This is a genomic window from Photobacterium panuliri (assembly GCF_059920555.1).
On sequence record NZ_CP197192.1, the window covers coordinates 1997136 to 2023069 of the forward strand.

At 46.5% G+C, this 25934-nt stretch carries 27 protein-coding genes and 1 pseudogene; 13 read left to right on the forward strand and 15 right to left on the reverse strand.

The window, feature by feature from the left end:
* Positions 1 to 6: 6 nt before the first annotated feature.
* The 3 genes from ACSF8X_RS09235 (at position 7) to lpxL (ending at position 3039) form a co-directional block, all read left to right on the forward strand.
* Positions 7 to 588: a NapC/NirT family cytochrome c gene (locus ACSF8X_RS09235; RefSeq protein WP_047878043.1), complete on the forward strand. Its 582-nt coding sequence runs from the start codon at positions 7 to 9 to the stop codon at positions 586 to 588.
* A gap of 291 nt (positions 589 to 879) precedes the next feature.
* A complete protein-coding gene (locus ACSF8X_RS09240; RefSeq protein ID WP_500849741.1) occupies positions 880 to 1842 on the forward strand; it encodes an LpxL/LpxP family Kdo(2)-lipid IV(A) lauroyl/palmitoleoyl acyltransferase in 963 nt (320 codons plus the stop codon).
* A 267-nt stretch (positions 1843 to 2109) separates the two neighbouring features.
* Positions 2110 to 3039, forward strand: coding sequence for an LpxL/LpxP family Kdo(2)-lipid IV(A) lauroyl/palmitoleoyl acyltransferase (gene lpxL, locus ACSF8X_RS09245; RefSeq protein WP_500849742.1), 930 nt, complete (start codon positions 2110 to 2112; stop codon positions 3037 to 3039).
* 62 nt (positions 3040 to 3101) lie between these two features.
* Here lpxL and ACSF8X_RS09250 read toward each other — a convergent pair whose 3' ends face one another.
* The gene (locus tag ACSF8X_RS09250) at positions 3102 to 3959 is read right to left on the reverse strand and encodes a pirin family protein (RefSeq protein WP_500849743.1); all 858 of its coding nucleotides are present in this window, start codon (positions 3957 to 3959) and stop codon (positions 3102 to 3104) included.
* A 375-nt stretch (positions 3960 to 4334) separates the two neighbouring features.
* Here ACSF8X_RS09250 and ACSF8X_RS09255 point away from each other — a divergent pair, with 375 nt between their 5' ends.
* Entirely contained in the window at positions 4335 to 4673 is a 339-nt protein-coding gene (locus ACSF8X_RS09255; RefSeq protein WP_500849744.1) for a ribonuclease E inhibitor RraB, read from the forward strand.
* Positions 4674 to 4702: 29 nt separating this feature from the next.
* On the opposite strand, the pseudogene ACSF8X_RS09260 reads toward ACSF8X_RS09255, so the two are convergent.
* Positions 4703 to 4840: pseudogene (locus ACSF8X_RS09260) on the reverse strand (IS110 family transposase); the annotation flags it as partial.
* Between the two features lie 81 nt (positions 4841 to 4921).
* On the opposite strand from ACSF8X_RS09260, the gene ACSF8X_RS09265 reads away from it, so the two are divergent.
* Positions 4922 to 5224 carry a DUF2004 domain-containing protein gene (locus ACSF8X_RS09265; RefSeq protein WP_500849745.1) on the forward strand — a complete coding sequence of 101 codons (303 nt, stop codon included), beginning with the start codon at positions 4922 to 4924 and terminating at the stop codon, positions 5222 to 5224.
* A gap of 169 nt (positions 5225 to 5393) precedes the next feature.
* Positions 5394 to 5717: a hypothetical protein gene (locus ACSF8X_RS09270; protein ID WP_500849747.1), complete on the forward strand. Its 324-nt coding sequence runs from the start codon at positions 5394 to 5396 to the stop codon at positions 5715 to 5717.
* A gap of 208 nt (positions 5718 to 5925) precedes the next feature.
* On the opposite strand, the gene ACSF8X_RS09275 is transcribed toward ACSF8X_RS09270, so the two are convergent.
* Positions 5926 to 6096: a hypothetical protein gene (locus ACSF8X_RS09275; RefSeq protein ID WP_500849748.1), complete on the reverse strand. Its 171-nt coding sequence runs from the start codon at positions 6094 to 6096 to the stop codon at positions 5926 to 5928.
* Between the two features lie 95 nt (positions 6097 to 6191).
* On the opposite strand from ACSF8X_RS09275, the gene ACSF8X_RS09280 reads away from it, so the two are divergent.
* From ACSF8X_RS09280 to ACSF8X_RS09290, 3 genes are all read left to right on the forward strand, one after another.
* On the forward strand, positions 6192 to 6479 hold the full coding sequence (locus ACSF8X_RS09280; RefSeq protein WP_047878049.1) for a hypothetical protein: 288 nt from the start codon (positions 6192 to 6194) through the stop codon (positions 6477 to 6479).
* A gap of 201 nt (positions 6480 to 6680) precedes the next feature.
* Positions 6681 to 7112: a GNAT family N-acetyltransferase gene (locus tag ACSF8X_RS09285; RefSeq protein WP_047878050.1), complete on the forward strand. Its 432-nt coding sequence runs from the start codon at positions 6681 to 6683 to the stop codon at positions 7110 to 7112.
* A 208-nt stretch (positions 7113 to 7320) separates the two neighbouring features.
* Complete coding sequence (locus tag ACSF8X_RS09290) at positions 7321 to 7980, forward strand: CatB-related O-acetyltransferase (protein WP_500849749.1); 660 nt, start codon at positions 7321 to 7323, stop codon at positions 7978 to 7980.
* 156 nt (positions 7981 to 8136) lie between these two features.
* Here ACSF8X_RS09290 and ACSF8X_RS09295 read toward each other — a convergent pair whose 3' ends face one another.
* The 6 genes from ACSF8X_RS09295 to ACSF8X_RS09320 all read right to left on the reverse strand — a co-directional run bounded on the left by ACSF8X_RS09295 (position 8137) and on the right by ACSF8X_RS09320 (position 13553).
* Positions 8137 to 8475: a hypothetical protein gene (locus ACSF8X_RS09295; RefSeq protein WP_047878051.1), complete on the reverse strand. Its 339-nt coding sequence runs from the start codon at positions 8473 to 8475 to the stop codon at positions 8137 to 8139.
* 199 nt (positions 8476 to 8674) lie between these two features.
* Entirely contained in the window at positions 8675 to 9241 is a 567-nt protein-coding gene (locus tag ACSF8X_RS09300; RefSeq protein ID WP_500849750.1) for a sugar O-acetyltransferase, read from the reverse strand.
* 110 nt (positions 9242 to 9351) lie between these two features.
* Complete coding sequence (locus ACSF8X_RS09305; RefSeq protein WP_500849751.1) at positions 9352 to 10017, reverse strand: DNA-J related domain-containing protein; 666 nt, start codon at positions 10015 to 10017, stop codon at positions 9352 to 9354.
* 51 nt (positions 10018 to 10068) lie between these two features.
* Entirely contained in the window at positions 10069 to 11361 is a 1293-nt protein-coding gene (locus tag ACSF8X_RS09310) for a serine/threonine transporter (protein WP_047878054.1), read from the reverse strand.
* 589 nt (positions 11362 to 11950) lie between these two features.
* The gene (locus ACSF8X_RS09315; protein ID WP_047878055.1) at positions 11951 to 12433 is read right to left on the reverse strand and encodes a YajQ family cyclic di-GMP-binding protein; all 483 of its coding nucleotides are present in this window, start codon (positions 12431 to 12433) and stop codon (positions 11951 to 11953) included.
* Positions 12434 to 12491: 58 nt separating this feature from the next.
* Positions 12492 to 13553, reverse strand: coding sequence for a 3-deoxy-7-phosphoheptulonate synthase (locus tag ACSF8X_RS09320; RefSeq protein ID WP_047878056.1), 1062 nt, complete (start codon positions 13551 to 13553; stop codon positions 12492 to 12494).
* A gap of 553 nt (positions 13554 to 14106) precedes the next feature.
* On the opposite strand from ACSF8X_RS09320, the gene ACSF8X_RS09325 reads away from it, so the two are divergent.
* On the forward strand, positions 14107 to 14934 hold the full coding sequence (locus tag ACSF8X_RS09325; protein ID WP_500849752.1) for a putative PEP-binding protein: 828 nt from the start codon (positions 14107 to 14109) through the stop codon (positions 14932 to 14934).
* Positions 14935 to 15045: 111 nt separating this feature from the next.
* On the opposite strand, the gene ACSF8X_RS09330 is transcribed toward ACSF8X_RS09325, so the two are convergent.
* From ACSF8X_RS09330 to ACSF8X_RS09340, 3 genes are all read right to left on the reverse strand, one after another.
* A complete protein-coding gene (locus ACSF8X_RS09330) occupies positions 15046 to 16071 on the reverse strand; it encodes an acyltransferase (protein WP_500849753.1) in 1026 nt (341 codons plus the stop codon).
* A gap of 160 nt (positions 16072 to 16231) precedes the next feature.
* Positions 16232 to 17698, reverse strand: a complete 1467-nt coding sequence (locus ACSF8X_RS09335; protein WP_500851171.1) for a protein adenylyltransferase SelO — start codon at positions 17696 to 17698, stop codon at positions 16232 to 16234.
* Between the two features lie 93 nt (positions 17699 to 17791).
* Positions 17792 to 19150 carry a hypothetical protein gene (locus tag ACSF8X_RS09340; protein ID WP_047878060.1) on the reverse strand — a complete coding sequence of 453 codons (1359 nt, stop codon included), beginning with the start codon at positions 19148 to 19150 and terminating at the stop codon, positions 17792 to 17794.
* A 253-nt stretch (positions 19151 to 19403) separates the two neighbouring features.
* On the opposite strand from ACSF8X_RS09340, the gene ACSF8X_RS09345 reads away from it, so the two are divergent.
* Positions 19404 to 20243, forward strand: coding sequence for a CvfB family protein (locus ACSF8X_RS09345; RefSeq protein WP_047878061.1), 840 nt, complete (start codon positions 19404 to 19406; stop codon positions 20241 to 20243).
* Between the two features lie 132 nt (positions 20244 to 20375).
* On the forward strand, positions 20376 to 21992 hold the full coding sequence (locus ACSF8X_RS09350; protein ID WP_500849754.1) for a peptide ABC transporter substrate-binding protein: 1617 nt from the start codon (positions 20376 to 20378) through the stop codon (positions 21990 to 21992).
* 91 nt (positions 21993 to 22083) lie between these two features.
* Here the strand turns inward: ACSF8X_RS09350 and ACSF8X_RS09355 are convergent, their stop codons facing one another.
* From ACSF8X_RS09355 to moeA, 3 genes are all read right to left on the reverse strand, one after another.
* Positions 22084 to 22716 (reverse strand): MarC family protein, encoded by a 633-nt coding sequence (locus tag ACSF8X_RS09355; RefSeq protein WP_500849755.1) that lies wholly within the window; start codon positions 22714 to 22716, stop codon positions 22084 to 22086.
* A gap of 121 nt (positions 22717 to 22837) precedes the next feature.
* Positions 22838 to 23590 (reverse strand): molybdopterin-synthase adenylyltransferase MoeB, encoded by a 753-nt coding sequence (gene moeB, locus ACSF8X_RS09360; protein WP_500849756.1) that lies wholly within the window; start codon positions 23588 to 23590, stop codon positions 22838 to 22840.
* A gap of 84 nt (positions 23591 to 23674) precedes the next feature.
* Complete coding sequence (gene moeA, locus ACSF8X_RS09365) at positions 23675 to 24907, reverse strand: molybdopterin molybdotransferase MoeA (RefSeq protein ID WP_500849757.1); 1233 nt, start codon at positions 24905 to 24907, stop codon at positions 23675 to 23677.
* A 339-nt stretch (positions 24908 to 25246) separates the two neighbouring features.
* On the opposite strand from moeA, the gene folE reads away from it, so the two are divergent.
* Positions 25247 to 25900, forward strand: a complete 654-nt coding sequence (folE, locus tag ACSF8X_RS09370) for a GTP cyclohydrolase I FolE (RefSeq protein ID WP_047878064.1) — start codon at positions 25247 to 25249, stop codon at positions 25898 to 25900.
* The last annotated feature ends 34 nt before the right edge of the window (positions 25901 to 25934 follow it).

Below are 25934 nucleotides of genomic sequence, written 5' to 3' on the forward strand. Positions count from 1 at the left end.
AGGCGTATGTGGCAATGGTTGAAAAAATGGTGGAAGGTCATTAGTTCGCCGGCTAAATATTTGAGCCTTGGTTTGTTAACTCTGGGGGGATTTATTGCTGGGGTGATCTTCTGGGGGGCGTTCAATACAGGTATGGAGTTTACCAATACGGAAACATTCTGTGTGAGCTGCCATGAAGATAATGTCTATCAGGAAATACAGGGGACGATACATTTTACTAACCGAACCGGGGTAAGAGCAATTTGCTCTGATTGCCATGTTCCCCATAACTGGACGGACAAAATGGCTCGTAAAATGCAGGCATCCAAGGAAGTGTGGGCCTGGCTTACTGGATCTATATCAACACCGGAGAAATTTGAGGCTCGTCGGTTGCACATGGCACAGCGAGAATGGAATAGGATGAAGGTCAATGATTCGTTGGAGTGCCGTAATTGTCATGAGTTCAGTTATATGGACTTTACCCAGCAGTCACAGCGGGCTATGACTCAGCACTCAAGCTCACTGGCGGATGGCAGTAAAACGTGTATTGATTGCCATAAGGGGATCGCCCACCAATTGCCGGATATGAAGGGGGTTGAGGGTTTTTAATGTCAATTCGGCGTCAATATAGTTGCAAAGCATAGAAAAATGGCAAAATACGCAGAGTGAAAAAGCGTCAATTTTGTCATTTTTTTATTGTTTTACTGCCAAATATTTTAAATATTCATAAGGTTATTTGAAATTTTACGAAGAAGATAACATATCAGAAATAAAATGTGTTATAAGCGTGAATGTACTGTCTTTTCCATGTATGTAAGCGTATTATCTTGCCTCTTAATTTCTGGTTTTGTACAGCATGAATACTGTACTGCTGGCAACCAACTGACGATATTCCCAACTATGAGCAAATCTATTGCCCCTGAGTTTTCCTGGACCTTTTTTTTACCTCGATACTGGCCGACATGGCTGCTGCTTTTCGTTATGTACGCATTGAGCTGGCTGCCGTATCGAGTGCAGCGCTGGTTGGGGAAGGGGATCGGTCGTTTAGCCATTGGGCTGATGAAAAAACGCCGTTTCACGATAGAGCGTAATCTGGAGCTTTGCTTTCCCGAACTCAGTGAAAGCGAACGCCAAGCGATGATGAAGCGCAATATCGATAACACCGGTTTGGCGCTTTTTGAAACTGGTATGGCTTGGTTTTGGTCTGATGCTCGAGTAAATCGCCATGTGCGTATTGAAGGGCTGGAGCATATTGAGCAACTCGAAAAAGAAGGCAAGGGTGCAGTGTTTATCGCGGTGCATTCGATGAATTTGGAGTTGGGTGCCCGTGCGTTCGGTATTCATAAATCGGGGACTGGGGTTTATCGTCCGAACAATAACCCATTGTTTGATTATGTTCAGTATTTTGGTCGTTCAAGATCGAACCGCACGCTTATTGACCGCAAAGACGTCAAAGGAATGCTGAATGCGTTGCGAGACGGCCACCGGGTTTGGTATGCGCCAGATCATGATTATGGTTTGCGTCGCTCAACGTTTGCTCCGCTGTTTGCGGTGGATAAGGCTTGTACCACTACCGGCACCAGTTTGCTGGTGGACAGTAGTGGCAGTGAAGTGGCTTCTTTTGTTATGGTTCGTGAATCGGATTCTGGGCAATATGTCATTAAAATCAATCCGCCATTTGAAGACTTCCCCCGTAATGATCCAGAGAATGCGGCTATTTTTGTTAACAAAGTCGTAGAGCAATCCATTATGGAAGCGCCTGATCAATATATGTGGTTACACCGCCGCTTCAAAACTCGGCCTGAAGGTGAACCATGCCTTTACAGTAAGGCTGAGCCTGAACTAAAGGAGCGAACGGCGTAAACAGCCTATCTGATTGATATTTCAGAAAGCATAGAAACGGCAGCAACTGAAAGGTTGCTGCCGTTTTTTTGTGTGGTTTTTAGCCGCTAGCTTAATGCAAGCTGAAAAATTAAACGTCATAAGTTCAGTGTCTTGCATCGATATTTAGGGCGCAATAGAATGCAGTGACATAAAATATAAAATACCGCAAGAGTATTCATCTACGCTATTGGCCAATAAGGCTAAACTAGTATGCGGAATAATAATTATAACGGGATATTGAATCTTATGAGTAAGTTCACTGCACCGACATTTAGCAGGTCACTATTGCACCCAAGATATTGGGGGGCTCTTGCACTGGTAAGCATGATGTATTTGCTTAGTTGGTTGCCATACTTTATACAGTTCCGGCTTGGGCAGGGGCTTGGTCGATTGGCAATGCATTTTATGAAAAAGCGCAAAGCCGTTATCGAGCGAAACCTTGAATTGTGTTTCCCTGACTTGTCACCCGATAAGCGTGCCGAGATGGTGAAAAAGAATATCGACAACACGGGCTTGGCCGTTTTTGAAACGGCGATGGCATGGTTTTGGCCTGATATTCGTGTCCAGCGTCATGTGACAGTTGAGGGCATCGAGCATATCCATAAACTCCAAGTTCAGGGGAAAGGGGTGCTCTTGGTCGCTATCCATTCGATGAACCTTGAACTTGGCGCTCGTGCTTTCGGCATGCGCACTCCGGGAGTGGGGGTCTATCGCCCGAATACCAATCCATGCTACGACTATTTCCAGTTTAAAGGACGGGTGCGCTCCAACAAATACATGGTGGACCGTAAAGACGTTAAAGGCATGCTTCACGCCTTGCGTCATGGTGAATTGCTATGGTACGCACCTGATCACGATTATGGCTTGCGCCGTTCTTCATTTGCGCCTCTGTTTGCCGTCGAAAAAGCCTGCACGACAACGGGAACGAGTTTGCTGGTGGATGCGTCTGATTGCGCAGTGGTGCCGTTTGCCATGGTTCGCCAGTCTGACTCTGGGAAATACACCTTGAAGGTCTATCCGCCGTTAGACGCGTTTCCGCATCATGATCCCGACGCGGCGGCAGCTTATGTCAACAAGGCTATCGAGCGTTCTATTATGGAGGCTCCCGAGCAGTACATGTGGTTGCATCGCCGCTTTAAAACCCGCCCGGAAGGCGAAGCGTCACTGTACGATTAATCTTGTACTTAAAAGCAAAGCGCCCCAAAGTATTTTCTTTGGGGCGTTTTGCTATTTACCGATCACGGGTTGGCATTGCTGACCAACATTCCTTGCTGGTAATCCTCAATAGCCTGCTCAATTTCTTCCATACTGTTCATCACAAACGGCCCGTAATGCACCACAGGTTCATTGATTGGGATCCCCGAGAGCAATAGCACGCCGCTGTCCTCGGTGCTTGTGATAGCTAGCACCTCACCGTGTTCGAGTAATGCTAGCTGCCCGGTTTTCACGGCTTGTCCTTCCACGTCAATTGTCCCTTTGTAGACATAGAGCATCGCTTGGAAGTCGGGGTTGAGACAACTGGTAAATTTCGCCCCTTTGACACCATGCCAGTCTGCGATTGTGGTAGGCACGCCCGTTTGCTGCAATGGTCCTTTAATTGCATCGCCTTGAATGGTGAGATCGCCTGAAATTAACCGAACCAAGCCGTTTTGGCCTAATGTCTTTTCAGTAATCATCTCTGGCTGAAAATCCGTGTATTGGGCAGGCTGCATTTTCTTGGCCGCAGGCAAATTGATCCAGATCTGGAAGCCGTGTAGCGAGCTGTCTGTTATCATCGGCATTTCACTGTGGATGACACCTTTTCCCGCAGACATCCATTGCGCGCCGCCATCTCGTAATTCCCCGATGTTTCCCATATGGTCTTTATGTTGGAAATGGCCATTGAGCATATATGTAAGTGTTTCGATACCGCGATGAGGGTGGGGCGGAAACCCGCCGATATAGTCATCAGGGCTGATTGATTTCAATTCATCGATCATTAAGAACGGTGAAAAGCTGGGGTTATTAAAGCCATGTACGCGTTGGATTTTTACGCCATTGCCATCAGATGATGGATGGGATTGAATGATTTGTTTGATACGCCGGATTGCCATCATTGCCTCCAAAATAGGGTCTTTTCTGTAGTGTAGAAAGCAACGTGCGATGCAAACAGGGGGCAAAAACGAACAGCTTGTTTGAAAAAGTTGAACAACCATCAAGTAGGAGATGGTGAGGTGGTTGAAAGTATGAAGGCTTATCAATCAAAGTCCTGTACGCGCAAACGCAATACTTCCTTTGCTCGAGATATTGTTTTGTGGATCAGGGTGTTGCCATTGGCATCCTCGCCGTGGATACTGAAGGAATGTTTGGCTAAATCAATGCCATAGAAAGTTACATGGCAGCCTCCGAACGTTTTCTTACTCAGACTTACCAAGTGTGGCAGAGTCTGGGGGAGGGGGGCATGTTATTCGTTATGCGTAATGGGGTATTTGATGATTTTTCCAAATGATGTAGATGGTGATGTCATGCGCCGACTTGCAGAGAATGGCTTTAATTTTGAGGATAAAGTTCGAGTAGATTTTAATATTGATTTTAATCATTGGCCCCTGAGTAGTAATGAAAAGGAAGCTATAGAAAATTTATATCCGAACTGTGAGTTTTATGACCCTGATGAGGAAGATATTGAGAATGGTGATTTTAATGGTTACGTTCAATTTTCAGTCTTCAGTAAAGTTGAACATGAATTTATTGCAAGTACTCAAAAAAATGTAAGCAATAAAATGAAGCAATTCGGTGGTTGGTGTGATTCATGGGGTGTCTACCTTGAGTAACGCATAACAAACGACTATGGCGTCAATAGCTAATTTGGGTCTATGTTTTCATCCCGCATGACGCCATCTCGAAGCATCATATTTAGGATCACAACCATCTTCCTAACACACGCAATAATGGCAACTTTTTGGTTTCCCAGGATTGACATGGCAGCTATCAAACGTTGTCTTACTCAGCCTCACTAAGAGTGGCAGAGTCTGGTTGAGTGGGAGTTCATGTCATTTGTTATGTATAAAAGGAGATTGGTTTGAGTAACGAGAAAAAGGCGTTAGAAGCCATAAAAAATGCATCGGGCACAGAATTAGGTGAATGCAGTATTGATGAATTTGTATCCCACCATCTAGAACAACTTCCAAGCCATTATTGGGAAAAATATTTAGATTCAGCAACCCCATCGTCAGAGAAAGTTATAGGTTTACTTATTTTACGTCGTAAGTGGGATGACGAAGAGGTGTATGATTTTACTCTTCCGGATGAGGTTACGGATTACGTTGTTAGTGTTTCATTTGACGAAAATGGCAACGTAGAAGATATAACAATGGAAAGCTAGGTTTTACACATAACAATTAGATTAAGATTATGTCATAGATAGAAGGTGACATGGCAGCCTTCAAACGTTTTCTTACTCAAGCTCACCAAGTGTGGAAAATCTGGATGAAGGGGAGTCCATGTAATTCGTTATGCCCCTAAGAGTCCAAATCGACACGAGATTGTATTGAATGGCAAAAATAGTAGATGTAGACAACTTTAAGTGTAAGGTTTTTGAGCCAGAAACAGCAGAGCTTTCACTCCGAGAACTTAAGGTTATGCTGAAACAGCTTTACGCATATTACCCGCACATCAAATCTTCCGATGGTAATAGAAAGCCTTATGACGCGGGAAGTGACTATTCAAAGCAGTGGTTTCAGTGTTATGACCACCTGCTTATGTTGATTGATATGCGAAAGCAACAGAGGAAATTTAATATCTCAATCTGGATGTCAATCATAGCTTTGGTAGTATCAATTGTGGGGATTATTCTTCGTTTTTCTGAAAATGGTTGAACGGGCATAACACATATGAGCTATCGGGTTGTCAAGGGGTAAATCTCTTAGCAGCCAATATAATCGAACAACAAAGTTGTCTAATTCGCTCGGTCGATTATCGTCGTTTACGACAAGCACATATAGAGGGTCTCTTACTGCGGTCTTGCCACTGCCTGCTAGTTTTATTCAGGGCCAGACTGGGTGCCCCCCCCTAGTCATACATCGGTTAACCCGTGCAGGTTTCCATTCCGACAATGGTAGGCAGCAAGTTGGCAAAGAATGTGAGTACTTTTGCTCGAGATATTGTTTTGTGAATCAGGGTGTTGCCATTGGCGTCTTCGCCGTGGATACTGAATGAATGTTTGGCTAAATCAATGCCATAGATTGAAAGTGACATGGTGGCCTCCGAACGTTTTCTTACTCAGGATCACCAAGAGTGGAAACTGGATGAGGGAGAGTCCATGTCATTCGTTACATGCCTAAGGAAATATTATGACTTGGAGTTTTGACCAAGATAAAAACGTAGCAGCATTGATAACGAAGCAAGTAGTAGATCAAGGATTCCCCATTTTACATGTGATCCATTATTCGGATGATCACTCTTGGGCTTTCATGTGTGGTACTACTAGTAATCCTTCAGATACGCTTGTTGTAAGTATGGAACAAGCTGTTTCCTTTGATACTTCTCTTTACGAGATAGCTACTATGCCTCCAGGTTGTATAGCTAGTCGAAATAGCGTAGAAGAAGACTGGTTGTGCGAAAGAGTAGACGGTATTTAACAATCGCTTCAACCTGACTGCCAACCTGTGGCATTTTGAGCTCACTTTGACTTTGGTGATTACGGTGGTCTGTTGGTGTCTTGCGTAGTTGGCAGCAAGTTAATCGAGCGGTATGCGATTTGTGGACAATACGTATATCTTGGGGCTAGAATGCTCGCTCGCGGCTGCACATGAATTTCAGTCAACTTTAGAGAAAATCCGATGATTGTAGAAAATGTGCTTCCTGAAAATTACGCAGAAATGCTTAATGTTTGGGAAAATTCAGTCCGAGCAACTCATGACTTCATAACAGAAGAAGATATTGAGTTTTTTAAACCCATTATCATTGAGCAGGCTTTTCCTGCTGTCACGTTAAGATGTGTAAAAAATGAAAGTGGTTCAATTTTAGGTTTCGTGGGTATTCACGACTCAAAAGTTGAAATGCTGTTCATCTTAAGCGAGGCAAGAGGGCAGGGTGTTGGTAAGATGCTACTGCAATACGCAATAAAGCAGTTAGGCGCAACCAAAGTCGATGTTAACGAACAAAATCCGCAAGCAGTAGGTTTCTACGAGCATATGGGTTTTAAAGTTTTTGCTCGCTCACCTCTTGATGATATGGGAAAACCTTTTCCAATTCTGCATATGACACTTTAAAGCTCGGTTTGTCGTAACCAGTTTGCTAGAAGAAACGCCCAAAGCTAATAACTTTGGGCGTTTCCGTTTGTTACGCAAAACAAATAATCAAGACATATATGTCATGGTTATGCCTTGTTTGTCATTTTGTTTACGTGGTTGTCGTTACAATAATGATTGTTTCGCTGAATGTGGGATAATTAAAACAAATCATACTGAGTGTAAAGTTATGGATAAGAACAACATGTTTCCCATTAAAGGTTTTAAAAACACTGTCTTATTGAAGCCACTTGTTGCTGAAAGCGACGTTACCAATGTACATGTCGGAGAGTATAGCTATTACAGTGATTTTGAAGACCCGACAAGTTTTTTAACGAAGAATGTTTTGTACAACTTTGGTATTTCAGGTAACTCACTTTATATCGGAAAATTTTGTGCATTTGCTAACGGCGTTCAGTTCATAATGCCTGACGCTAATCATGCCACTTCGGGTATTACTACCTATCCATTTGCTGTTTTTGGTGGTAAATGGGCAGAAGCTTTGCCGCTGTCAGACTACCCATTTAAAAAGTACAAAGATACTGTTATAGGAAATGATGTTTGGTTAGGTTATGACGTTACTGTTATGCCCGGAGTGTCCATCGGCCATGGTTCAATTATTGGTTCTAAATCAGTAGTATCAACAGATATCCCACCATTTAGCATAGCGGTTGGCAATCCTGCAAAGGTAGTTAAGACTAGGTTTAATGATGTTGACCAAGAAATACTACTGAGGCTTGCATGGTGGGATTGGGATGTTGAAACGATTGAACAAGCAATGCCAATTTTGGTAAAAGGTGACATACCTAGTTTGCTGGAATTTGCTATCCAAAATGGATTGGCAGAATAGGTGCTAAGTATCATGAAATCGTGAATGTTGTACGTCGTGGCATTAAAAGCCATCTACCGATTCGATGAAATTTCAGCTGTGCGTTTCAATATACTAATGGGTGTGTTGTTTGTGGTGGTAGATACAATTCGTCGATTTCAACCTACCAAATAATTTTCAGTCCATTCGGGTAATAAAGGTTTGCTCGTCATCGACAAAAGCCACAAAACCGCCGTGATAGATAAATACCCGACCACGCCCCTCAACTAGACAGGCAAGCTGTGGGTTCAAATCTTCTTCGTTATCCTGGCTTTGAAAAGTACCGGTATCGGTGATTACGCCGCTGAGCGTAGGTAAATACCCATAAGTGCGCTTGGCTTGGTCAATCAGGCTCAATTCGCTGGCGGTAGAGAAGCAAGAGGGAATCGCACCCGCATCTTCGATAAATAGCGTTTTCAGTTCTTCAAAAGCTGTAATCACCAGCCAGTCGATGCCGTTAACATGATGGATAAACATAGAGTTTCTCAGTAATTCTGGTGCAGAGATTTTATCACTATCAGGGGGCAACGTAGTAGGGATTTAGTTGATAAAGGCGGTAATTCCGTGCTACTGCCGACCATTCACTAGGCTACTTGAAACTTGCTTCTGTCCCGCGAGATGTTATCGATAAAGAGAAGAGCGCCCAAAGTGACTGACCTTTGGGCGTTTCTGCATTTTAGGCGTCGGCTGAATTTTCATGAATAACGCGGATCAACTTCGCGGGAGTGCCACCGTAAAGAGAGTCGGGCGGCACATCGGAATTGACCACTGAGTTAGCCGCAATCACTGACCGCGCGCCGATAGTTACGCCTTGATTGATAACAACATTGCCGCCAATCCACACATCATCTTCGATGGTTATCGGTGCACAGCTGGTTTCCCAGTTGCGACGTCTGCGATAGTCAAGAGGGTGGCTGGCGCAGTAGAATTGGGTGTTTGGTCCGATTAACACATTGTTTCCGATAGTGATTTTCGCGCCATCCAACATCGTGACATTCATGTTGATGAAGGTTTTGTCGCCAATAAAAATAGTCTTACCGAATTCACAGTAGAACGGGGAGCGGATAATGCTAGAAGCAGAAATGTTGCCCATTAATTGTTCGAGTAGTTCGCCCCGTTTAGATTCATCAATGGTTTGATTAATGGTCATCAACAGGTTGGCTGCATTGTCGCGAATGTGGTTGATGCCTTGATCTCCGCCATCGAAGTCTTCGCCTGCGAGCATCTTTTCGAATTCGGTCATTTTTTCTAATTTGTCCGTTATTGAGAATGCATCAGCATAATATTATTCGGCCTGATATTCATCAGTTGATTGAAACCTCTGCTTACTCTGGTACGCATGGCTTTGATCGTTTAGGCGGTTTGCCTCAAGTGCTGCCATGCGGCACACAGTTGGCGGAACCGGTCACTGTCGCCATTGGGGCGGTCAGGATGCCAGCGCAGGGCCAAGCGGCGCCATTGGCGGCGTATGGTCTCGGATGATGCATCGGGCTCTAGGTCGAGCAAGGCCAGATCGGCATTGCGCGCGTCGACAGAGTAACAGCTCGTTATGTTGCCTGAGCCATCAATATGGTGCTGGTAACGTTGCCAGAAGTGATCCAGTAGCTTATCTATCTCATGGTTATCGGTGTCGTAATGCGTCCAGTTGAGATAATAATCGGCGAGTGGGTCGTCGATAGCAGGTAATGGGCCATCTGCGGTGGGGGAGAGCTCAATCTGCATGGATGAAATAGAGAGCCACTGTTGGGGAAGCAATAGTTCCCTAAGCTGAAATAGGGCATTCATGATCAAGAAGTTGGCTTTGAATAGGTCTTGCAGCGGATCGTCGTCAAGGGAACCGAGAAGATCTTTTTCGCGCAATGCGGTAGCCAGAGTATGGATTTTCCACCCCTGTGGTTGCTGCTGTAACAGGCTCATAAGAGGCCAGGTGAGCGGATTGTCTGTTTGATGGGGCTGAGTCATAGGAAGTGGCAGTAAGCGATAAGAGAGAGGCAGACTAACAAAAAGAAAAAAGGCCATCAAATGATGGCCTTATTAATCAGTACTTTTGTTCAGTCTCTACACAATGACTTATTGTGCCAGTGAGTAGAAGATTGCTGAAATAGAAATCAGACCGATAATCACAACAAATACGTTGCTGATTGCACCAGAGTACTGGCGCATAGACGGTACTTTCTTGATTGCGTACATTGGCATGATGAATAGCAGCATGGCGATAACTGGGCCGCCTAGGCTTTCGATCATACCCAAGATGCTTGGGTTGATAGTGGCAACAGCCCAAGTTGTCAGTAGCATGAATACAGCGGTGATAGTGTTCAGCGTTTTAGAGCTAACTTCTTTACCGTTGCTGCGAGCAACTTTCAGCATCAAACCATTCAGACCTTCACTTGCGCCAAGGTAGTGGCCAAGGAATGACTTAGTGATAGCAATGATAGCAACGATAGGTGCTGCATAAGCAATCATAGGTGTCTGGAAGTGGTTAGACAGGTAAGTCAGGATAGATACGTTCTGTGCTTTGGCTTCTGCAAGGTTAGCAGGAGACAGGCTCAGCACACAGCTGAACACGAAGAACATGACAGTTACGACCATCATTACGTGGCTGCGAGCCAGAATGCGTGAACACTGTTTTTCTGCATCCGCACCGTACTCTTTTTGCTTGGCAACAGCAAAAGAAGAGATCACTGGTGAGTGGTTGAATGAGAAAACCATAACAGGAAGGATTAGCCAAACTGCCATGAAAATGGTAGTTACACCGCCATCAGCTGGGATGATGTTGTCGAAGATAGCACCGTTCCAGTAAGGAACTAGGTATAGTGCTAGCATAACCAAAACCGCAACAAACGGGAAAACCAGCACGCTCATTGCTTTTACGATTAGCTGCTCACCTAGACGAACAATTGCCATTAGGCCAACAATTAGCATCAGCGCCAACCAGATACGGGCTGGTGGTTCGATACCTAGTTGGTACTGCATGAAGCTTTCTACAGTGTTGGTCAGTGCAACGCTGTATACCAGCAAAATTGGGTAAATCGCAAAAAAGTAAAGCAAAGTGATGACTTTACCCATGCCAGCACCAAAGTGTTCTTCAACAACTTCAGTAATGTCAGCGCCCGGGTTAGAGCTAGATAGCACGAAACGAGTCATACCACGGTGTGCGAAGTATGTCATTGGCAGTGCTAGAATCGCCATAACCAGTAGTGGGATCAAACCACCCACACCCGCGTTGATTGGCAGGAATAGCGTACCGGCACCTACAGCCGTACCGTATAGGCCAAGAACCCATACTGTATCGCTTTTACTCCAGCCAAGTTTGGCTTTTGATGTTGTTTGTGATTGAACAGTATTGTTTTTCACAGTGTCCATTATGGACATCTCCTTTTAAGGTATGTGTATATATAGCCCTCAAAGGGTTCTCGCTGTGTTTCTTCCTTGCTTTGTCGCTAATTTGCAATAGACGACAAAGGAATATGAGCAGAAAGCTGAACCGGCTTCAGCCAGTCAGATGGAACGGTAAGAAGCAATATGAGAGGGAATGATCTGGAAAATCATTCATGACGTCCTAATTCGATTGGTGCTCTATCCATGCAGTTCAAAGCTACTTATTATTTTCCTGCCCGATATCTCTAAATATTTAACCTTTAAATCTACAAATGGAACCCTAGATAGGACGGCGGCAAGTATAGGGGATTATCCGTACTTCAACTATGGAATTTATCTCTTGGCAGGTCTGTTTGCGCAAATAACATGCATATGTGTTGAACCCTAATCATTAGTGCTAACGGCAAATATAATCAAAAATAACGGTTTGTTAAGCACTTCGCGGGATTGTGAAGATTTAACTAAAAATGCGCCAAAAAACAAGTTGGCCGTAAAAAGGGCTTAAAGCGGGGATAAAGATAAGAAAACGGGAGGCGAATGCCTCCCGTTAGATTGAGATCGTGTCACTCTGCGGTTAGTCGCGGAAGTTTTCGAACTGGAATGGCTGGCCCATATCTGCTTCGCGTAGCAGAGCCATAACCGCTTGCAGGTCGTCGCGCTTCTTGCCTGTTGCACGCACTTTGTCGCCTTGGATGGCTGCCTGAACTTTGATTTTGCTGTCTTTGATTAGCTTAACCACTTTCTTGGCGGTCAGGCTGTCGATACCTTGCTTGAACTGAACTTCCTGGTAGAACGTCTTGCCAGAGTGAACAATGTCTTTAAGTTCCATTGCTCGGGCATCAACACCACGCTTGGAGAGGTTGTTGCGCAAGATATCCATCATCTGGTTGATTTGGAAGTCTGACTCGGCACTCACTTTAACGAGTTCTTTGTTGATGCTGAATTCGGCATCAACATTACGGAAATCAAAACGGGTTGCCAGTTCGCGGTTGGAGTTATCAACGGCGTTTTTTAGTTCGACGGTATTTACTTCAGAAACAATGTCAAAAGATGGCATTGGAAAATCCTAGTTCGTTAGAGAAAAGCCCAGTCATTAGCCACTGGGCAAATAGTCATTATTGATTATTGGCGCGTTTTACCGCGCTGGCTAGCATATCCAGCATGGTGACGGTATCTGCCCAGTGGATACAAGGGTCTGTAATAGACTGGCCATAGGTTAGCTGGTCAAGCTGGGTTGGATCAACTGCCTGATTGCCTTCTTCGATGAAGCTCTCGGCCATGATGCCGGCAATATAGCGGCTGCCGCTTTCAAGCTGCTGGCAGATATCGGCGGCAACGTCCAACTGGCGCTTGTGCTGTTTCTGGCAGTTACCGTGGCTAAAGTCGACGATCAGTCGTTCAGGTAAGCCAAACTCGCCGATAGTCGTACAGGCTGTTTCAACATCACTTGCATGGTAGTTCGGCATCTTGCCGCCGCGTAGGATAACGTGCCCATAAGGGTTGCCGGATGTACGGTAGATAGTCATCTCACCATTTTTAGACGGCGAGCAAAAGATATGTGGTTCGCGTGTTGCCCGAATTGCATCAACGGCGATTTTGATATTGCCGTCTGTGCCGTTTTTGAACCCGACAGGGCAGGAAAGTGCCGAAGCCATTTCACGGTGGATTTGAGATTCGGTGGTGCGTGCGCCAATAGCGCCCCATGAAATAAGGTCGGCGATGTACTGACCGGTGATCATATCCAGAAATTCGGTAGCAGTGGGCATGCCAAGTTGGTTGATATCCACCAATAGCTTACGGGCGGTATGCAGGCCTTTGACCAGATCTAGGCTGCCGTCGAGGTTAGGGTCGGAAACCAGTCCTTTCCAGCCAACTACCGTACGCGGCTTTTCGAAATAGGTACGCATGACGATAAAAAGCTCGTCATTGTATTTCTTTTGCATATCAAGCAGGCGCTTGGCGTAATCTAGGGCGGCGTCTGGATCGTGCACCGAACAAGGGCCAACGATCACCAGAAGACGCGAGTCATTCCCGGTTAAAATCGCTTCAACTTGGCGACGGGCGCTGGCAATATGCTGCGCTATTTCATCGGTTGTAGGGTAAGCGGCTTCAACCTCTGCAGGCGTTGGCATTGGGCCAAGGCTGACCGTGCGGAGTTCATCTGTTTTCATTGGCATATTCGTTGCCTATCTCGGTGTTACAAAATTAATGACGCGTAAAGATAGCCCAATTGTCGGCAGGAATAAACCAAACTTGTGATTTAGCTTAATTTTTTATTTGGTTTTATGCAGCCAACACACTGATTTTAGCAAGCAAGTTCATGATTCGATGCTTTTTTAGACGTTTAATGAGTGGTTGCATGCATTTTCTTGCGATATAGATGCAAAACAAATGCATAAGCATTGTTTTGTCTCCGAGGCAACTTGCACCAAATGCTATGTCTAGGTATGTTGAGGTTGCCGCTGTTTTGCATGAATCTCCTGTCGGATAGCAATACAGCAAACATGGAAGTGTTACAGCTCGTGCGCAAGGATCATTGCCTGTATTGCGATTGTTGGTGAGCATATGCGGTGATTGGCGCGGCAATGCCCCCTTGCCAGATATAACCTCTTCCTGATTAGCCCTGTCCTTAAGCCTGCCTTTGTGCAGCCTTTACTGAAGTAGTAGCGGTGCGTTATGACAAACAGTGTTCAGTCAGATATACATTTAAAAAAAGTAGTGTGTTCAACAGTGCAACTGGGGAAGGAAAACTATCCGGTAGGAATGCTCTCGCTGGATGGATTGGTTCAAGAGGTGGGTATGCATCCTTATGCGATAGCATATCCCGAACAATTGCCCGGTTCTACCCAGCAACAGCTATTGGCGCAAACCGAGAATAGCCCTGCGGAGTATTGGGTAGAGGCAATAGCCCAGAAAATTATCCGCACGGCAGAGCTGCATGGTGAAGAACCGTTGCTGGTCTGTCTGAGCGGCGCAGACTCCCACCAGCGCAAAGGATTGCTGGGAGCCGAAATGGAAGAGTTAGAGATTAACCCGCTGATTGGTCTGCGTGGTGTTTCTCGCTTTGCTGAGCAAAGTCGACGTAAGGCCTTTGAACTGGAATGCGAAGCGGTTAAACGGGCCCAATCCAAGCTGGGGAGTACCGGTATACAGTTGGTGCTACCTTTTGTTCGTACCTTTAGCGAAGCGGCGACAGTCTGTGATTTATTGGCAGAGCAAGGATTAGCACGCGGAGTGGGCGGGTTGAAAATACATTTGTGTGCCCAGTTACCAGCCAATGCGTTGCTGGTGGAAACGTTCTTGCAATATTTTGATGGTGTAGTGGTTGATATTGACCAATTGGCCCAGTTTGCGCTGGGGCTTGATGAATCACATCCCAAACTCGACTACTTATATGATGATCGCAATGAGGCCATTTTACTTTTGGTTAGGCTGTTATTATTGGCGACTCACGCTGTAAATAAACCGTGTTCCATTGTAAGTCGCCACATCACAACATCGGCACATTTGCAGTCATGGCTGAAAGATCATGGTGTTTCATCGGTAATGACACCTTAGTGATGTTTGGGCAGCTGCGGTAAGTGGCGAAGATAACCCCTGAATGAGAAAAACCGGCAGTAGCCGGTTTTTATTTGTATTGGATCATGCGGGATCATTGATGATCCTGCTTTATCTGAGCAGAAGTTTTTTGAGTGCTGTTTTGTCGATCAGGCTGACGACACCGTAACTGATAATGCAGGCGAGTACCCAGCGTGCTATCTCATTGGTATAGCCGCTGACCCCGAGCATGGGCAGCAGGTTCATCAAATAGATAATGATGAGTATGTGGCAAAGGTAAACGCCCAATACCTGTTGGCTTAAATAAGGGAGTGCTGGAAATGATCCAAATTGAGGGCGGCTAAGTAGCATTAGAAATAGCCCGGTTGCCCAAATTGGTGTGCCAAATAAAAAATCGTGTTCGTTGAATGGCATATCAAAGCGGAGAAGGAACATAGCCTCGCCGAAATGAAGCAGGACTCCAATTAAGGTAATTGTCGCCGCAACGGCCAAACGGCAGCGGGTATTGTTGATCCTTAGCCATATGCCGATACCCAGCATCAAGGTACTCATAAAAGGACCATTCCGGGTGAAAATCGGTGGGTCAATATGGAAAACTGCGGTATAGCTGCCCCCCATTAGCCCGTATAGGTAAATAATGACGGCAATTGCAACGATTGCTGTATGCGGCACCTTGTATTTAAAGCAAAGGGCGATAACAAACAGGCCAGATAGCAACCCAGGGATGTACCAAAGGTGGACCATTCCGCCTTCAAACAAGGTATTAAGTGGTTGAGAAAGCAAATATTGCCAGTAACCCATGCGCTCGGCAAAGTAGCCTTGTTTGATCAGGGTATCGAAATTAAACGGCGAAACGAGGTAGATCACACTCCAAGCCAGCCAGACTTTAAGGAGTGGCTGGCCATATTTTTTTAACGTTGGAAAAGGCGCATCTTTAAGTTTTGGGGCAATAAAATAGCCAGCCAGAATAAAAAATAGGGGAACAGCAAAACGACTGAGTTGGTTTAGGACTAATCCAACCCATGGCTCCCCATTGATCAGCGGGGCGGTTTTAAAGAGTTGGCAGTGGATGGTAATGACGGCAAATAGTGCAATGACTCTGCCTGCATCAAAACTGGTAATACGATTTGTGTTCATAGCGTCAAGATTGAGAGAAAACTGCCATGAATTTACCAATATTTGAGAACAACACGCCATGTTTTGGGTTGTATTCTTCTTAAATTCCTCGATTCTTTTTTCGTTTCGTGAACCAACTCTATATTTTATAAATTAACACCGTTCTTATTTTGGCGTGTTTTCAAGATGAACAGCTAATGATGATTTTCTTCCCCCATGCTGGTGGCATTGCTGCCAGCGATTCGAAGTGCGGCTGCTCATCAAAGGGAGTGCTGAGCGCAATCAGGAGATCATTGATCATACTGACATCCCCATGCTCAGCTTTTTCAATCGCCTGTTGGGCAAGGTAGTTTCTCAATATGTATTTGGGGTTGTTATTCAGCATGATGTTGCGGCGCTGTTCGTCGCTGCTTGTTTGTAGGGTTAATCTTTGTGCATAGTGTTTTAGCCAATGTTCTAGAGGGGGGAGTTGGCTAAACAGCGTGCGAAATTGTGAGGCTGACTGTGGGATATCTGGTTGGGCAATATGGCTTAGGGTACGGAAGAACAGGGTATAGTCGACGTGTTGTGATGCCAATAGTGCAAATAGCTCTTCATATAACTGCGCATCTGTAGCGGAGGGGGCATCAAGACCGAGTTTTCGCTGCATATTAATATTGTATGCTGCCTGCAGGGTGGGCTCGTAGGTATCAAGAACCGTTTCAATCTGTTGTTTGTCGATAAGAGAGCTCAACGCGTAGCCAAGAGCTGACAGATTCCATAATGCGATGCTAGGTTGGCGATTGAAAGCATAGCGGCCCGCATAGTCAGAATGGTTACAGATATACCCGGGGTCATAGTCATCAAGAAACCCAAACGGCCCGTAGTCAAGCGTTAGCCCTAGCACGGACATGTTATCCGTGTTCATTACCCCGTGGGCAAATCCGACTGCTTGCCAATCGGCAATCATGTGTGCGGTACGTGTTACGATTACCTTGAACATTGCCCGATATCGGTTCTGGGAGTCTAGGGTGGCCAAATCGGGGAAGTGGTGCGTGATCAGGTAATCAGCCAATGTCGCTATTTTGTCATGTTGTCCGGTATAGAAAAGGTATTCAAAATGGCCAAAACGAAGATGGCTTTCTGCAACTCGAACCAAGGTTGAGCCTCGTTCGACATCTTCGCGGTAAACCGGTGTGTCGCTGGATAGCACCGCAAGGGCATGGGTTGTTGCAATCCCCAATCCATGCATGGCGGCACTGGCAAGGTATTCCCGAATGCATGATCGTAAAACGGCACGCCCGTCACCCATTCGAGAGTAGGGGGTGATACCCGAGCCTTTGAGGTGAATATCCCATTTCTCGCCTGCATTATTGATGACCTCACCCATTAACAGCCCACGCCCATCACCCAGATCTGGGTTGTATTGCCCAAATTGATGGCCGGTATATTTCATGGCGAATGGGGCGAATCCGGCCAGTTGGTCATTGCCGGTAAATATATTGATAAAGTATGGATGCTTGGCAGATTCGGGGTCGAGATCAAGGGTTCGGCACACTTGTGGGTTAACACTGATCAGAAACGGCTGGGTGAGCGGGTGTGGGGATACCGGAGTGCCAAAGCCTTCGGGCAAGGTGAGGAAAGTGTTGTTAAATACCCATTGGGACAAGGTTTTCATCATATTCTGCTATTATTCTCAGCCAAGTACAGTTTCAGTTTGGCTGAGAATAGCAGCAGTTACAACGGACTAATTGTAGGGTTATCAAGCCGACTCTTTGCTTTCGATCGCTTCGATATCGACAATTTTGGAACGGTTCATGATCACTTTCCAGCGTTGGATTCGAACGGTTTGATCTTCATCTCTCTCGCGGGTGATGAGGTTAAACAAATGCCGTTTTTCGACGGATTCCCGGGTGACTTGCCCGTCTTTTACCTGATAGATCTTCTGCGAGCCTTTTTCCATTAGCCGGGTAATATCGCGAAGGTTAAGCATGATTGACTCTCGCGTTTCTTCATAACCGGTCAAGAACTTGGTCGGAGACATCCGAGTTGTGCTTTTATAGTGCAAAATGGTTTCTTCACGCTGTGAAACCGTGTGGCGTCGGACTTTGCGGATTTCCTCATCCAGGCTCTTATAGCTGCAATATTCCATCCATTCCAGCTGACGGCCGATGAGCTGGTTAGAGTTGACGTCGAAAAATTGCTTGCGCCACTTTGGCTTACCTTTGCGTACCCAACGCCATAGCATCGATTTAAGGTCGTCTTTGAAGACTTCGCGGGCCGCATAGATAAATGACAAAACTAAGATAAACGAGGCGGTAATGTCGCCCAGTACGCCACGCGCTTGAATGAGCATCAGGGTAACGAAAATCATCACAAAACCGGCGGCAAAGCCAGTGACAACTTTACGGGTTGTACTGCCTAGCTCGATGGTTTTCTCTTTCATCGTGACCGGGTATTCAATCAAGCGTCGCAGCAAGCGCATTTTGTTCGACATCCGGGTTGGGTCGGCCATCGCTCGGCTAGAGTTGTAGTTATTCTCTATCCGGTGGGTAGACTCTTTTTCACATACCTCAAGCAGTAGTTTTTTGATTTCACTGTAATCGCTGCTGCGAGGCAGGTGGGCAACGAGCTCGAGCAATCGTTGCTCTGTGTACCAGCTGAGGTAGTTATCGATATTCTCGTAGTACTTTTGCAGTTTATCGTCAGTCGGTACGCTTCGGCGTAGTCGCTTGAGGATACGGCGGGTCAGCTTGGCAACATCTTCCACTTCTTCGAGCGTACGCTCTTCGCGATCATCAAGAAGGAGCTGGGTAGTTTTTTCCAGTGCCAGTGCATACTGGTAGGCATACAGGCTCAAGCTGAGTCGGTATTGCTCCGTGGATAGCTTTCCTCGGCTGGCAAGGCGGCTGTGTACAAGAGGTAGGTGGTTTATATCACTGTAATAGGTGCGTTTACCTTGGATGGCGTTATGGAAAAACTCATCCTCGGTGATGATATGGCTGTTGAGTCCCAACTCGCCTGGCACAAAAATATAGAGGTCAAGCTGTCGGTTGGTGGTTTCCTGAATGACATGGGAGATTTTCAGTTTATGGCCGTCTTTCTTTTCAACAGTGATCACTCTATTTCCATACCTCTGGATAACATTAATAACAGTGAGCTTAAATTTTTCGGGTTAATTTTAGATGAATAAACAGTGAAATAGCAGCAGTATTTGTTGCCGTAATGCTCGGTGGTTGAAAAACTAAACAATAAAATGAAGATAGGTCAGGCGTCTTGAACAAACATCACGTATAATATGCTCCCTGATATTATGATGAATACCTGCTATTCCTTGAGCTGGTGTAACTAAGTTTCCGAGAGTGTCGAAAGCAATGATCAAAATTGGACAATACAACACATTAGAAGTCGTCAAACTGGTAGATTTTGGCGTTTTTCTTGATGGTGGTGAAGACTTTGGCAATATTTTGTTGCCAAAATCGGGTGTTCCTGCCGGCACTGAACTGGGGGATAAGCTTGAGGTATTTGTCTACTTCGATTCTGAAGATGATGTTATCGCAACGACCGAGAAGCCGACGGCAATCGTCGGTGATTTTGCTCTGCTGCGCGTTGTAGGCATCTGCGGCGTGGGTGCTTTTGTTGATTGGGGATTGCAGAAAGACCTGCTGGTTCCGTTCAGCGAGCAGCGCCGCCGTTTGGAAGTGGGGCAGGAAATCATGGTCCACATCTACACGGACAAGGCATCAGGCCGTATTGTTGGTTCAACGAAGTTTAACCGTTTCCTAGACAAGACCCCAGCGCGTTACAAAGTGGGCGACGAAGTACAAGTACAGATCGCAGAAGTGACGGATCTGGGCTACAAGGCGGTAATCGAAGGCCAACATTGGGGTCTTCTGTTCAAGACCGAGTCGTTCGGTAAACTGTTCCCAGGCAAGAAACTGAAGGCGTACATCAAAGAGATCCGTCCGGATGGCAAGATCAACCTGTCACTTCAAAAAGCCGGTCGTGCCAAGGTGGATGATTTGTCTGATAAGATCCTTTCTACCCTTGAGCGTAAAGGTGGCTTTGTGCCGTTGAGCGACAAGTCAACCCCTGAAGCGATCTTCAAAGAATTCCGTACCAGCAAGGCGACGTTCAAAAAGACCATTGGTGGCCTATACAAGAAAGGCATGATCATTATCGAGCGTGATGGTATTCGCCTAAACGACAATTAATTATTGTTGGAATAAGCTGTAAAAACAGAGAAAAGCCAGTGATTATCACTGGCTTTTTTTTGACCATTAATATGGTCTGGCAGTCTGAAAATGTGTATGTTGGTGGCTTTCGATGACCATAAGGATATGGATATGCAAGGATGTAAGCTAACGGTGATTGCGACGGCAATTGCGATGTTATCAGTTCCAGCTGTTTGGGCCGCCAATGTTCCAACAGGGGTAGAGCTCGCCAGTGTGCAGGACTTAGTGCGGGGCAATGGTGACGAAGTCCCGACGTTAGACCCGAATTTTTCGTCTGATAATGCCAGCTCTCGGGTGATTACCGATATGTTTGAGGGCTTGGTCACCCAAACCCCTGAGGGCGAGGTAATACCGGCTCTGGCTTCACGTTGGGATGTCTCTGATGATGGTAAGGTTTATACTTTTCATTTACGCGACGGCATAAAGTGGTCGAATGGTGAGCCTATCACTGCCGCTGATTTTGAATATAGTTTCAAGCGCGTTATCGACCCGAAAACCGGTGCGCCTTATGCGTGGTATTATTCTACGGCCCATATTCAGAATGCGGCTGCGATTAGTGGCGGTAAACTTGCACCTGACCAGCTTGGGGTGAAGGCGATCGACGACAAGGTTGTGCAAATCACCCTTGATAAACCTGTTCCGTATTTTGTCAAAATGTTGGTGCACGAGTCGACATTTCCAGTCTATGCGCCTGCCATTAAGGCGCATGGCGATGCATGGACCAAGCCTGAAAATATCGTGACCAGCAGTGCCTATAAACTCAAGGAATGGGTATTGAACGAACGTATTGTGCTTGAGCGTAACCCACTGTACTGGAACAACGATAAAACGGTGATTAATAACGTTACCTATTTGCCTGTGGCGGACTTAACAGCCGAATATAACCGTTTCCGTACGGGGGAAATTCATATTACCTCTTCTTTTCCGCTTGAGCAGTACAACGCCATCAAGAAGCAGCGCCCAGATGAATTGATCACCATGCCAGCTCTCGGTACTTATTATTATTTGTTTAATGTTCATAAGCCGCCGTTTGATAATGCTGATGTGCGTAAGGCCTTGGCGTACGCCATAGATCGTGACGTTGTCACAAATGTAATCCTTGGGCAGGGGCAGCTACCCGCTTATGGTGTGACACCGCCATCGGTTGATGGTTTTAACGCTCCTGATCTCGCATGGGGCGAGCTTAAGCAGAAACAACGAGAGAAACAGGCGGTAGCCCTGTTGGAAAAAGCCGGTTATGGCAAGGACAACCCGTTAGAGTTTGAGCTTGTATATAACACTTCGGAGTCGCATAAGAAGCTAGCTGTAGTCATGTCTTCTATGTGGAAAAAGGCGTTAGGGGCGCATGTGAATCTTGCAAACCAAGAGTGGAAGACGTTCTTGCAAAAACTCGGACAGCAAGATTTTTCTGTCGCCCGCTATGCTTGGATGGGGGACTACAACGAGGCATCGACATTTCTGTCATATTTTGAATCAACAGGGATGAATTACGCCAAGTGGTCAAACGCAGAGTATGACGAGGTGATGGGGAAGGCTATACTGGCGGCCGATAACGAAAACCGCAATGCCTTCTATCAGCAGGCTGAACAAATATTCGCAGATGAAATGCCAGCAATTCCTCTCTATCACTATACCCGCTCGATACTGAAGAGCACCAAGGTGGGGGGCTACTCGAAGACTAATGCCGCAGAGGCCCGCTATACGCGTGATCTTTATATTATAAAGTGATGATAGATTGCTGTAGCTTCCGATCAACAAGGCCCGCCAGTGCGGGCCTTGTTTTTTAACGCAGTGTAGTTAATTAATGCTAATGAATAGGCTAGGGCTTTACTTGATCGAAAAGCAGAGTCGCATCGTGAACGCCCTGAATGGCCATTTGCATGGCGATAACGGTAAGGATCAGCCCCATCAAACGGGTAACGATACTGATGCCGTCCTCGCCGAGGAAGTTGACCAGTTTCTGGCCGTAGATAAAGCACACCAAGGTGATTAGACACAACACGCCAAAGGCCGTAATGGTTAGCAGGATGTGAAGCATACTTCCTGCGGCTGAATAGTTCATTGCGGTAGCGATGGTACCGGGACCAGCCAAAATGGGCAGGGCTAGCGGAGAAATAGACACATCCTGCCCTTCGTCGCTGGGTTCGCTGCTGTGCATTGAAGAGCTGTTGCCTTGGAGCATATGATAGCCAACCACGAATACTAAGATCCCACCTGCCAATCTGAGCGCGGGTAGGGTGATTCCGAATACTTGGAAGATCCCTTTGCCGAGCAGGCTAAAGGCGGCGACGATGCAAAAGGCGGTAAAGGTTGCTTTGATGGCAGTATTACGTTGCTGGTTGGCTGATTGTTTGGCGGTTAGGCCGATAAAAACCGCGGTGTTGGCTACGGGGTTCATAATGGCAAAAAAGCCCATGAAGACAGAAAAGCCTGCGGTAACGAGATCATGCATGAGGGTTCCCCTAAGCGCGTTATTGTATTGAGTTTAGGTCTATTTTATTTAGTCATGCGCAAAAAGTTGCGTAAATGCCTCTATAAATAAAAAGCCAGCGACCGAGGTGGCTGGCTTTCTGTTACTCTGCGCTGCAGACGGTGCAGGTAGGCTGTTTACCCAGCTTCATTTCCCGCCAACTCATGCTCATGGCATCGAGCATCAGGATTTTGCCGGTTAACGGTTGTCCCATATTGGCGACAACTTTGATCGCTTCCATTGCTTGCACGGCACCAACAATACCGACAACCGGAGACATAATCCCCGCTTCTACGCAGGTGAGCGCCTGTTGGCCGAAAAGGGCGCTGAGGCACTGGTAGCAAGGTTCGCCATCTTGGTAGGTGTAGACGCTAATTTGGCCTTCCATGCGGATCGCGGCACCAGAGACTAGCGGGGTACGGGCAGCAAAACACAAACGGTTAAGCTGGTTGCGGGTCTCAACGTTATCGCTGCAGTCCAGCACAATATCATGCTGCTCGATAAGCGGCATAAGGGCGGCGTCGTCGAGCCGTTGTGCCAATGTCTCAACCTCGAGGTATGGGTTGATTCGCTGCAATGCCTGCTTGGCAGATTCAACCTTGAGCATGCCCACTGTGCTGTCTGAATGCAGGACTTGACGCTGCAGGTTTGATACCTCGACCTTATCGTCATCGATTAATGTCAGTTTACCGACTCCGGCGGCTGCCAGATATTGGGTGGATGCGCAGCCAAGGCCACCAGCACCGAGGATCAGCATGGATGTGCCTTTTAGGGCTTCTTGGCCATCGAAGTCAAATTGGCGCAGAATGATCTGGCGGTTATAGCGCAGCATTTCTGCATCAGAAAGTTCTACCACGAAGTAAATCCTATCTCGTTATATCAGCCGCGCCATATTAATGGCAGCGGCTGTGTGCATAGATATTTCCGGAGATGCCCGGAATCAGTACATGGTGTGATTAAACAGTTCGATTGTGACTGTTTCGCCTGCCTCGACACGTCCGCGTTCTTGTTCAAGAACCACAAAGCAGTTTGCTTGGTGCATCGAGCTGAATGCGCCTGAGCCTTGGTTGCCGGTTGTGGCGACTTCTACTTGGCCTTGGGCATTGATCTGGTAGATGCCGCGTTGGTAGTCGGCACGTCCAGGACGTTTCTTGAAGGTTGTTGTTGCCTTGGCTGCCAAACGCTGTGGTGGCGTGTATTGGCTGTGGCCGGCAAGTTTTGCCAGCATAGGTTGTACCAGCTGGTAAAGGGTAACCATCGCAGAAACAGGGTTGCCCGGCAGGCCACAGAACCAAGTGTTCTTAATGGTACCAAAAGCGAATGGTTTGCCCGGCTTCATTGCGATTTTCCAGAAGCCAATTTCACCTTCTTGATCCAAAATATCTTTGGTGTAGTCGGCTTCACCCACACTGACACCACCAGAGGTGATCAGTACGTCGGCTTGGGTTGCCGCATTGAATGCGTCACGCAGTTTTGCTGGATCATCAGGAATGATACCAAGATCCATCACATCACAGCCGAATTTTTCCAGCAGGGCACGGATGCCGTAGCGGTTGCTGTCGTAAATCTGTCCTGCATCCAGTGTTTCGCCAACAGGGCGCAGCTCATCACCGGTTGAGAAGAAGGCGACAACCGGACGGCGGTAAACCGGCAGGGTGGCGATGCCCAGTGAGGCCAGTAGCGGCATTTCGCGTGCCGTAATACGGTTGCCTTTAGCCACAACGACTTCACCCAGTTTCACGTCATCACCAATAGGACGAACGTTCTCTCCTTGCTTGGCACGGCCGGTAAAACGGATTTGATTGCCGTTGGCTTCCGTTTCTTCTTGCATGATAACGGTGTCAGTTCCTGCGGGGATTTCTGCACCGGTCATAATACGGATGCATTGACCTGACTGGCAGGTTCCTTCAAATGGGATACCTGCAAAGGATTTGCCGACCATTTCCAGCGTATCTGTATGCTCGAGATCGGCAATACGAAGGGCATAACCGTCCATTGCCGAATTGGCAAATGGCGGTACGTTGATCGGCGAGCAGATGTCATCAGCCAGTACCAAGCCCATTACATCGGTTAGCGGTACAGAATGCACCGTTTCAAGCGGGCTCACCTGGTCAAGAATTTTGCCTAGCGCAGTTTCGACAGGGATCAATCCCGGTGTGTCACAACATCCCATAGTAGGTATCCGTCTTTCGTTCTTATGTAAGCAATTATTATGACAAAAAATGGGCAGGTTCACTAATCCCCAATAGGAATAGTACGGATTATCCGTTTAACTGCTGTAACTTGAATCAGACTTTGTCGCTATTTTAGCCAGAGGGATTGCAGAGTTTCCGGTAGTGCATGGCTTAATTATCCATGCATTTTTTAAGGGAAAATAAGTCGCTTGAGCTAAAAAGGTGATAGAGGTATCCTTCGTCATCACAGTTTACTGGCAGTTAGATGCAAATTGATGATTGATTTTGTGTATCTAATAGGGCATTGAAATCCATGGCCAGCCAGTTGGAGGAGTAGAATGACAACATATAGCGAATCAGCGTTGAAGGTACGCCAAGCATTGGCAGATCGTGGCCTTGAAACCCCAATGACTGAACAGTCGATCAGCCGTGAAGAGAAAAAAGAGAAGATCGAACATCATATGCGCGAGATCCTCGAGCTTCTATCGCTGGATCTGACCGATGACAGCTTGGTTGAAACGCCACATCGCATCGCGAAAATGTATGTCGATGAGATTTTTTCGGGATTGGATTATGCCAATTTTCCGAAGATCACCGTTATCGAAAACAAGATGAATTGTGATGAGATGGTACGGGTAAAAGATATTACTCTGACTAGTACGTGCGAACATCATTTGGTAACTATCGACGGTAAGGCGACGGTAGCCTATATTCCTCGTGGCAAGATTATCGGTTTGTCCAAGATCAACCGTATTGTTCGTTTCTTTGCCCAACGTCCACAGGTTCAAGAGCGCATGACTCAGCAAATTCTGGTTGCGTTGCAAACCTTGTTGGAAAGCGAGGATGTTGCGGTGACGATTGACGCTACCCATTACTGCGTGAAGGCTCGTGGTGTTATGGATGCAACAAGCGAAACGACAACCACTGCACTGGGTGGTATTTTCAAACGTAATCCTGCGACCCGTGCCGAATTTTTGCACGGCATCCGCTGAACAAGCGTTTGTCAGTGATAAACAATATTAATAC

Bases quoted from the DNA above. Each gene is read 5' to 3' on its own strand.
- ACSF8X_RS09350 (WP_500849754.1), top strand. From the start codon at position 20,376: ATGCAAGGATGTAAGCTAACGGTGATTGCGACGGCAATTGCGATGTTA.
- ACSF8X_RS09250 (WP_500849743.1), bottom strand. From the start codon at position 3,959: ATGATGGCAATCCGGCGTATCAAACAAATCATTCAATCCCATCCATCA.
- ACSF8X_RS09255 (WP_500849744.1), top strand. From the start codon at position 4,335: ATGATTTTTCCAAATGATGTAGATGGTGATGTCATGCGCCGACTTGCA.
- ACSF8X_RS09295 (WP_047878051.1), bottom strand. From the start codon at position 8,475: ATGTTTATCCATCATGTTAACGGCATCGACTGGCTGGTGATTACAGCT.
- lpxL (WP_500849742.1), top strand. From the start codon at position 2,110: ATGAGTAAGTTCACTGCACCGACATTTAGCAGGTCACTATTGCACCCA.
- ACSF8X_RS09280 (WP_047878049.1), top strand. From the start codon at position 6,192: ATGACTTGGAGTTTTGACCAAGATAAAAACGTAGCAGCATTGATAACG.
- ACSF8X_RS09235 (WP_047878043.1), top strand. From the start codon at position 7: ATGTGGCAATGGTTGAAAAAATGGTGGAAGGTCATTAGTTCGCCGGCT.
- ACSF8X_RS09270 (WP_500849747.1), top strand. From the start codon at position 5,394: ATGGCAAAAATAGTAGATGTAGACAACTTTAAGTGTAAGGTTTTTGAG.
- ACSF8X_RS09315 (WP_047878055.1), bottom strand. From the start codon at position 12,433: ATGCCATCTTTTGACATTGTTTCTGAAGTAAATACCGTCGAACTAAAA.
- ACSF8X_RS09275 (WP_500849748.1), bottom strand. From the start codon at position 6,096: ATGTCACTTTCAATCTATGGCATTGATTTAGCCAAACATTCATTCAGT.
- moeA (WP_500849757.1), bottom strand. From the start codon at position 24,907: ATGGGATGTTGTGACACACCGGGATTGATCCCTGTCGAAACTGCGCTA.
- folE (WP_047878064.1), top strand. From the start codon at position 25,247: ATGACAACATATAGCGAATCAGCGTTGAAGGTACGCCAAGCATTGGCA.
- ACSF8X_RS09355 (WP_500849755.1), bottom strand. From the start codon at position 22,716: ATGCATGATCTCGTTACCGCAGGCTTTTCTGTCTTCATGGGCTTTTTT.
- ACSF8X_RS09320 (WP_047878056.1), bottom strand. From the start codon at position 13,553: ATGCCAATGAAAACAGATGAACTCCGCACGGTCAGCCTTGGCCCAATG.
- ACSF8X_RS09330 (WP_500849753.1), bottom strand. From the start codon at position 16,071: ATGAACACAAATCGTATTACCAGTTTTGATGCAGGCAGAGTCATTGCA.
- ACSF8X_RS09305 (WP_500849751.1), bottom strand. From the start codon at position 10,017: ATGGCCTTTTTTCTTTTTGTTAGTCTGCCTCTCTCTTATCGCTTACTG.
- ACSF8X_RS09290 (WP_500849749.1), top strand. From the start codon at position 7,321: ATGGATAAGAACAACATGTTTCCCATTAAAGGTTTTAAAAACACTGTC.
- ACSF8X_RS09240 (WP_500849741.1), top strand. From the start codon at position 880: ATGAGCAAATCTATTGCCCCTGAGTTTTCCTGGACCTTTTTTTTACCT.
- ACSF8X_RS09310 (WP_047878054.1), bottom strand. From the start codon at position 11,361: ATGGACACTGTGAAAAACAATACTGTTCAATCACAAACAACATCAAAA.
- ACSF8X_RS09285 (WP_047878050.1), top strand. From the start codon at position 6,681: ATGATTGTAGAAAATGTGCTTCCTGAAAATTACGCAGAAATGCTTAAT.
- ACSF8X_RS09345 (WP_047878061.1), top strand. From the start codon at position 19,404: ATGATCAAAATTGGACAATACAACACATTAGAAGTCGTCAAACTGGTA.
- ACSF8X_RS09300 (WP_500849750.1), bottom strand. From the start codon at position 9,241: ATGACCGAATTCGAAAAGATGCTCGCAGGCGAAGACTTCGATGGCGGA.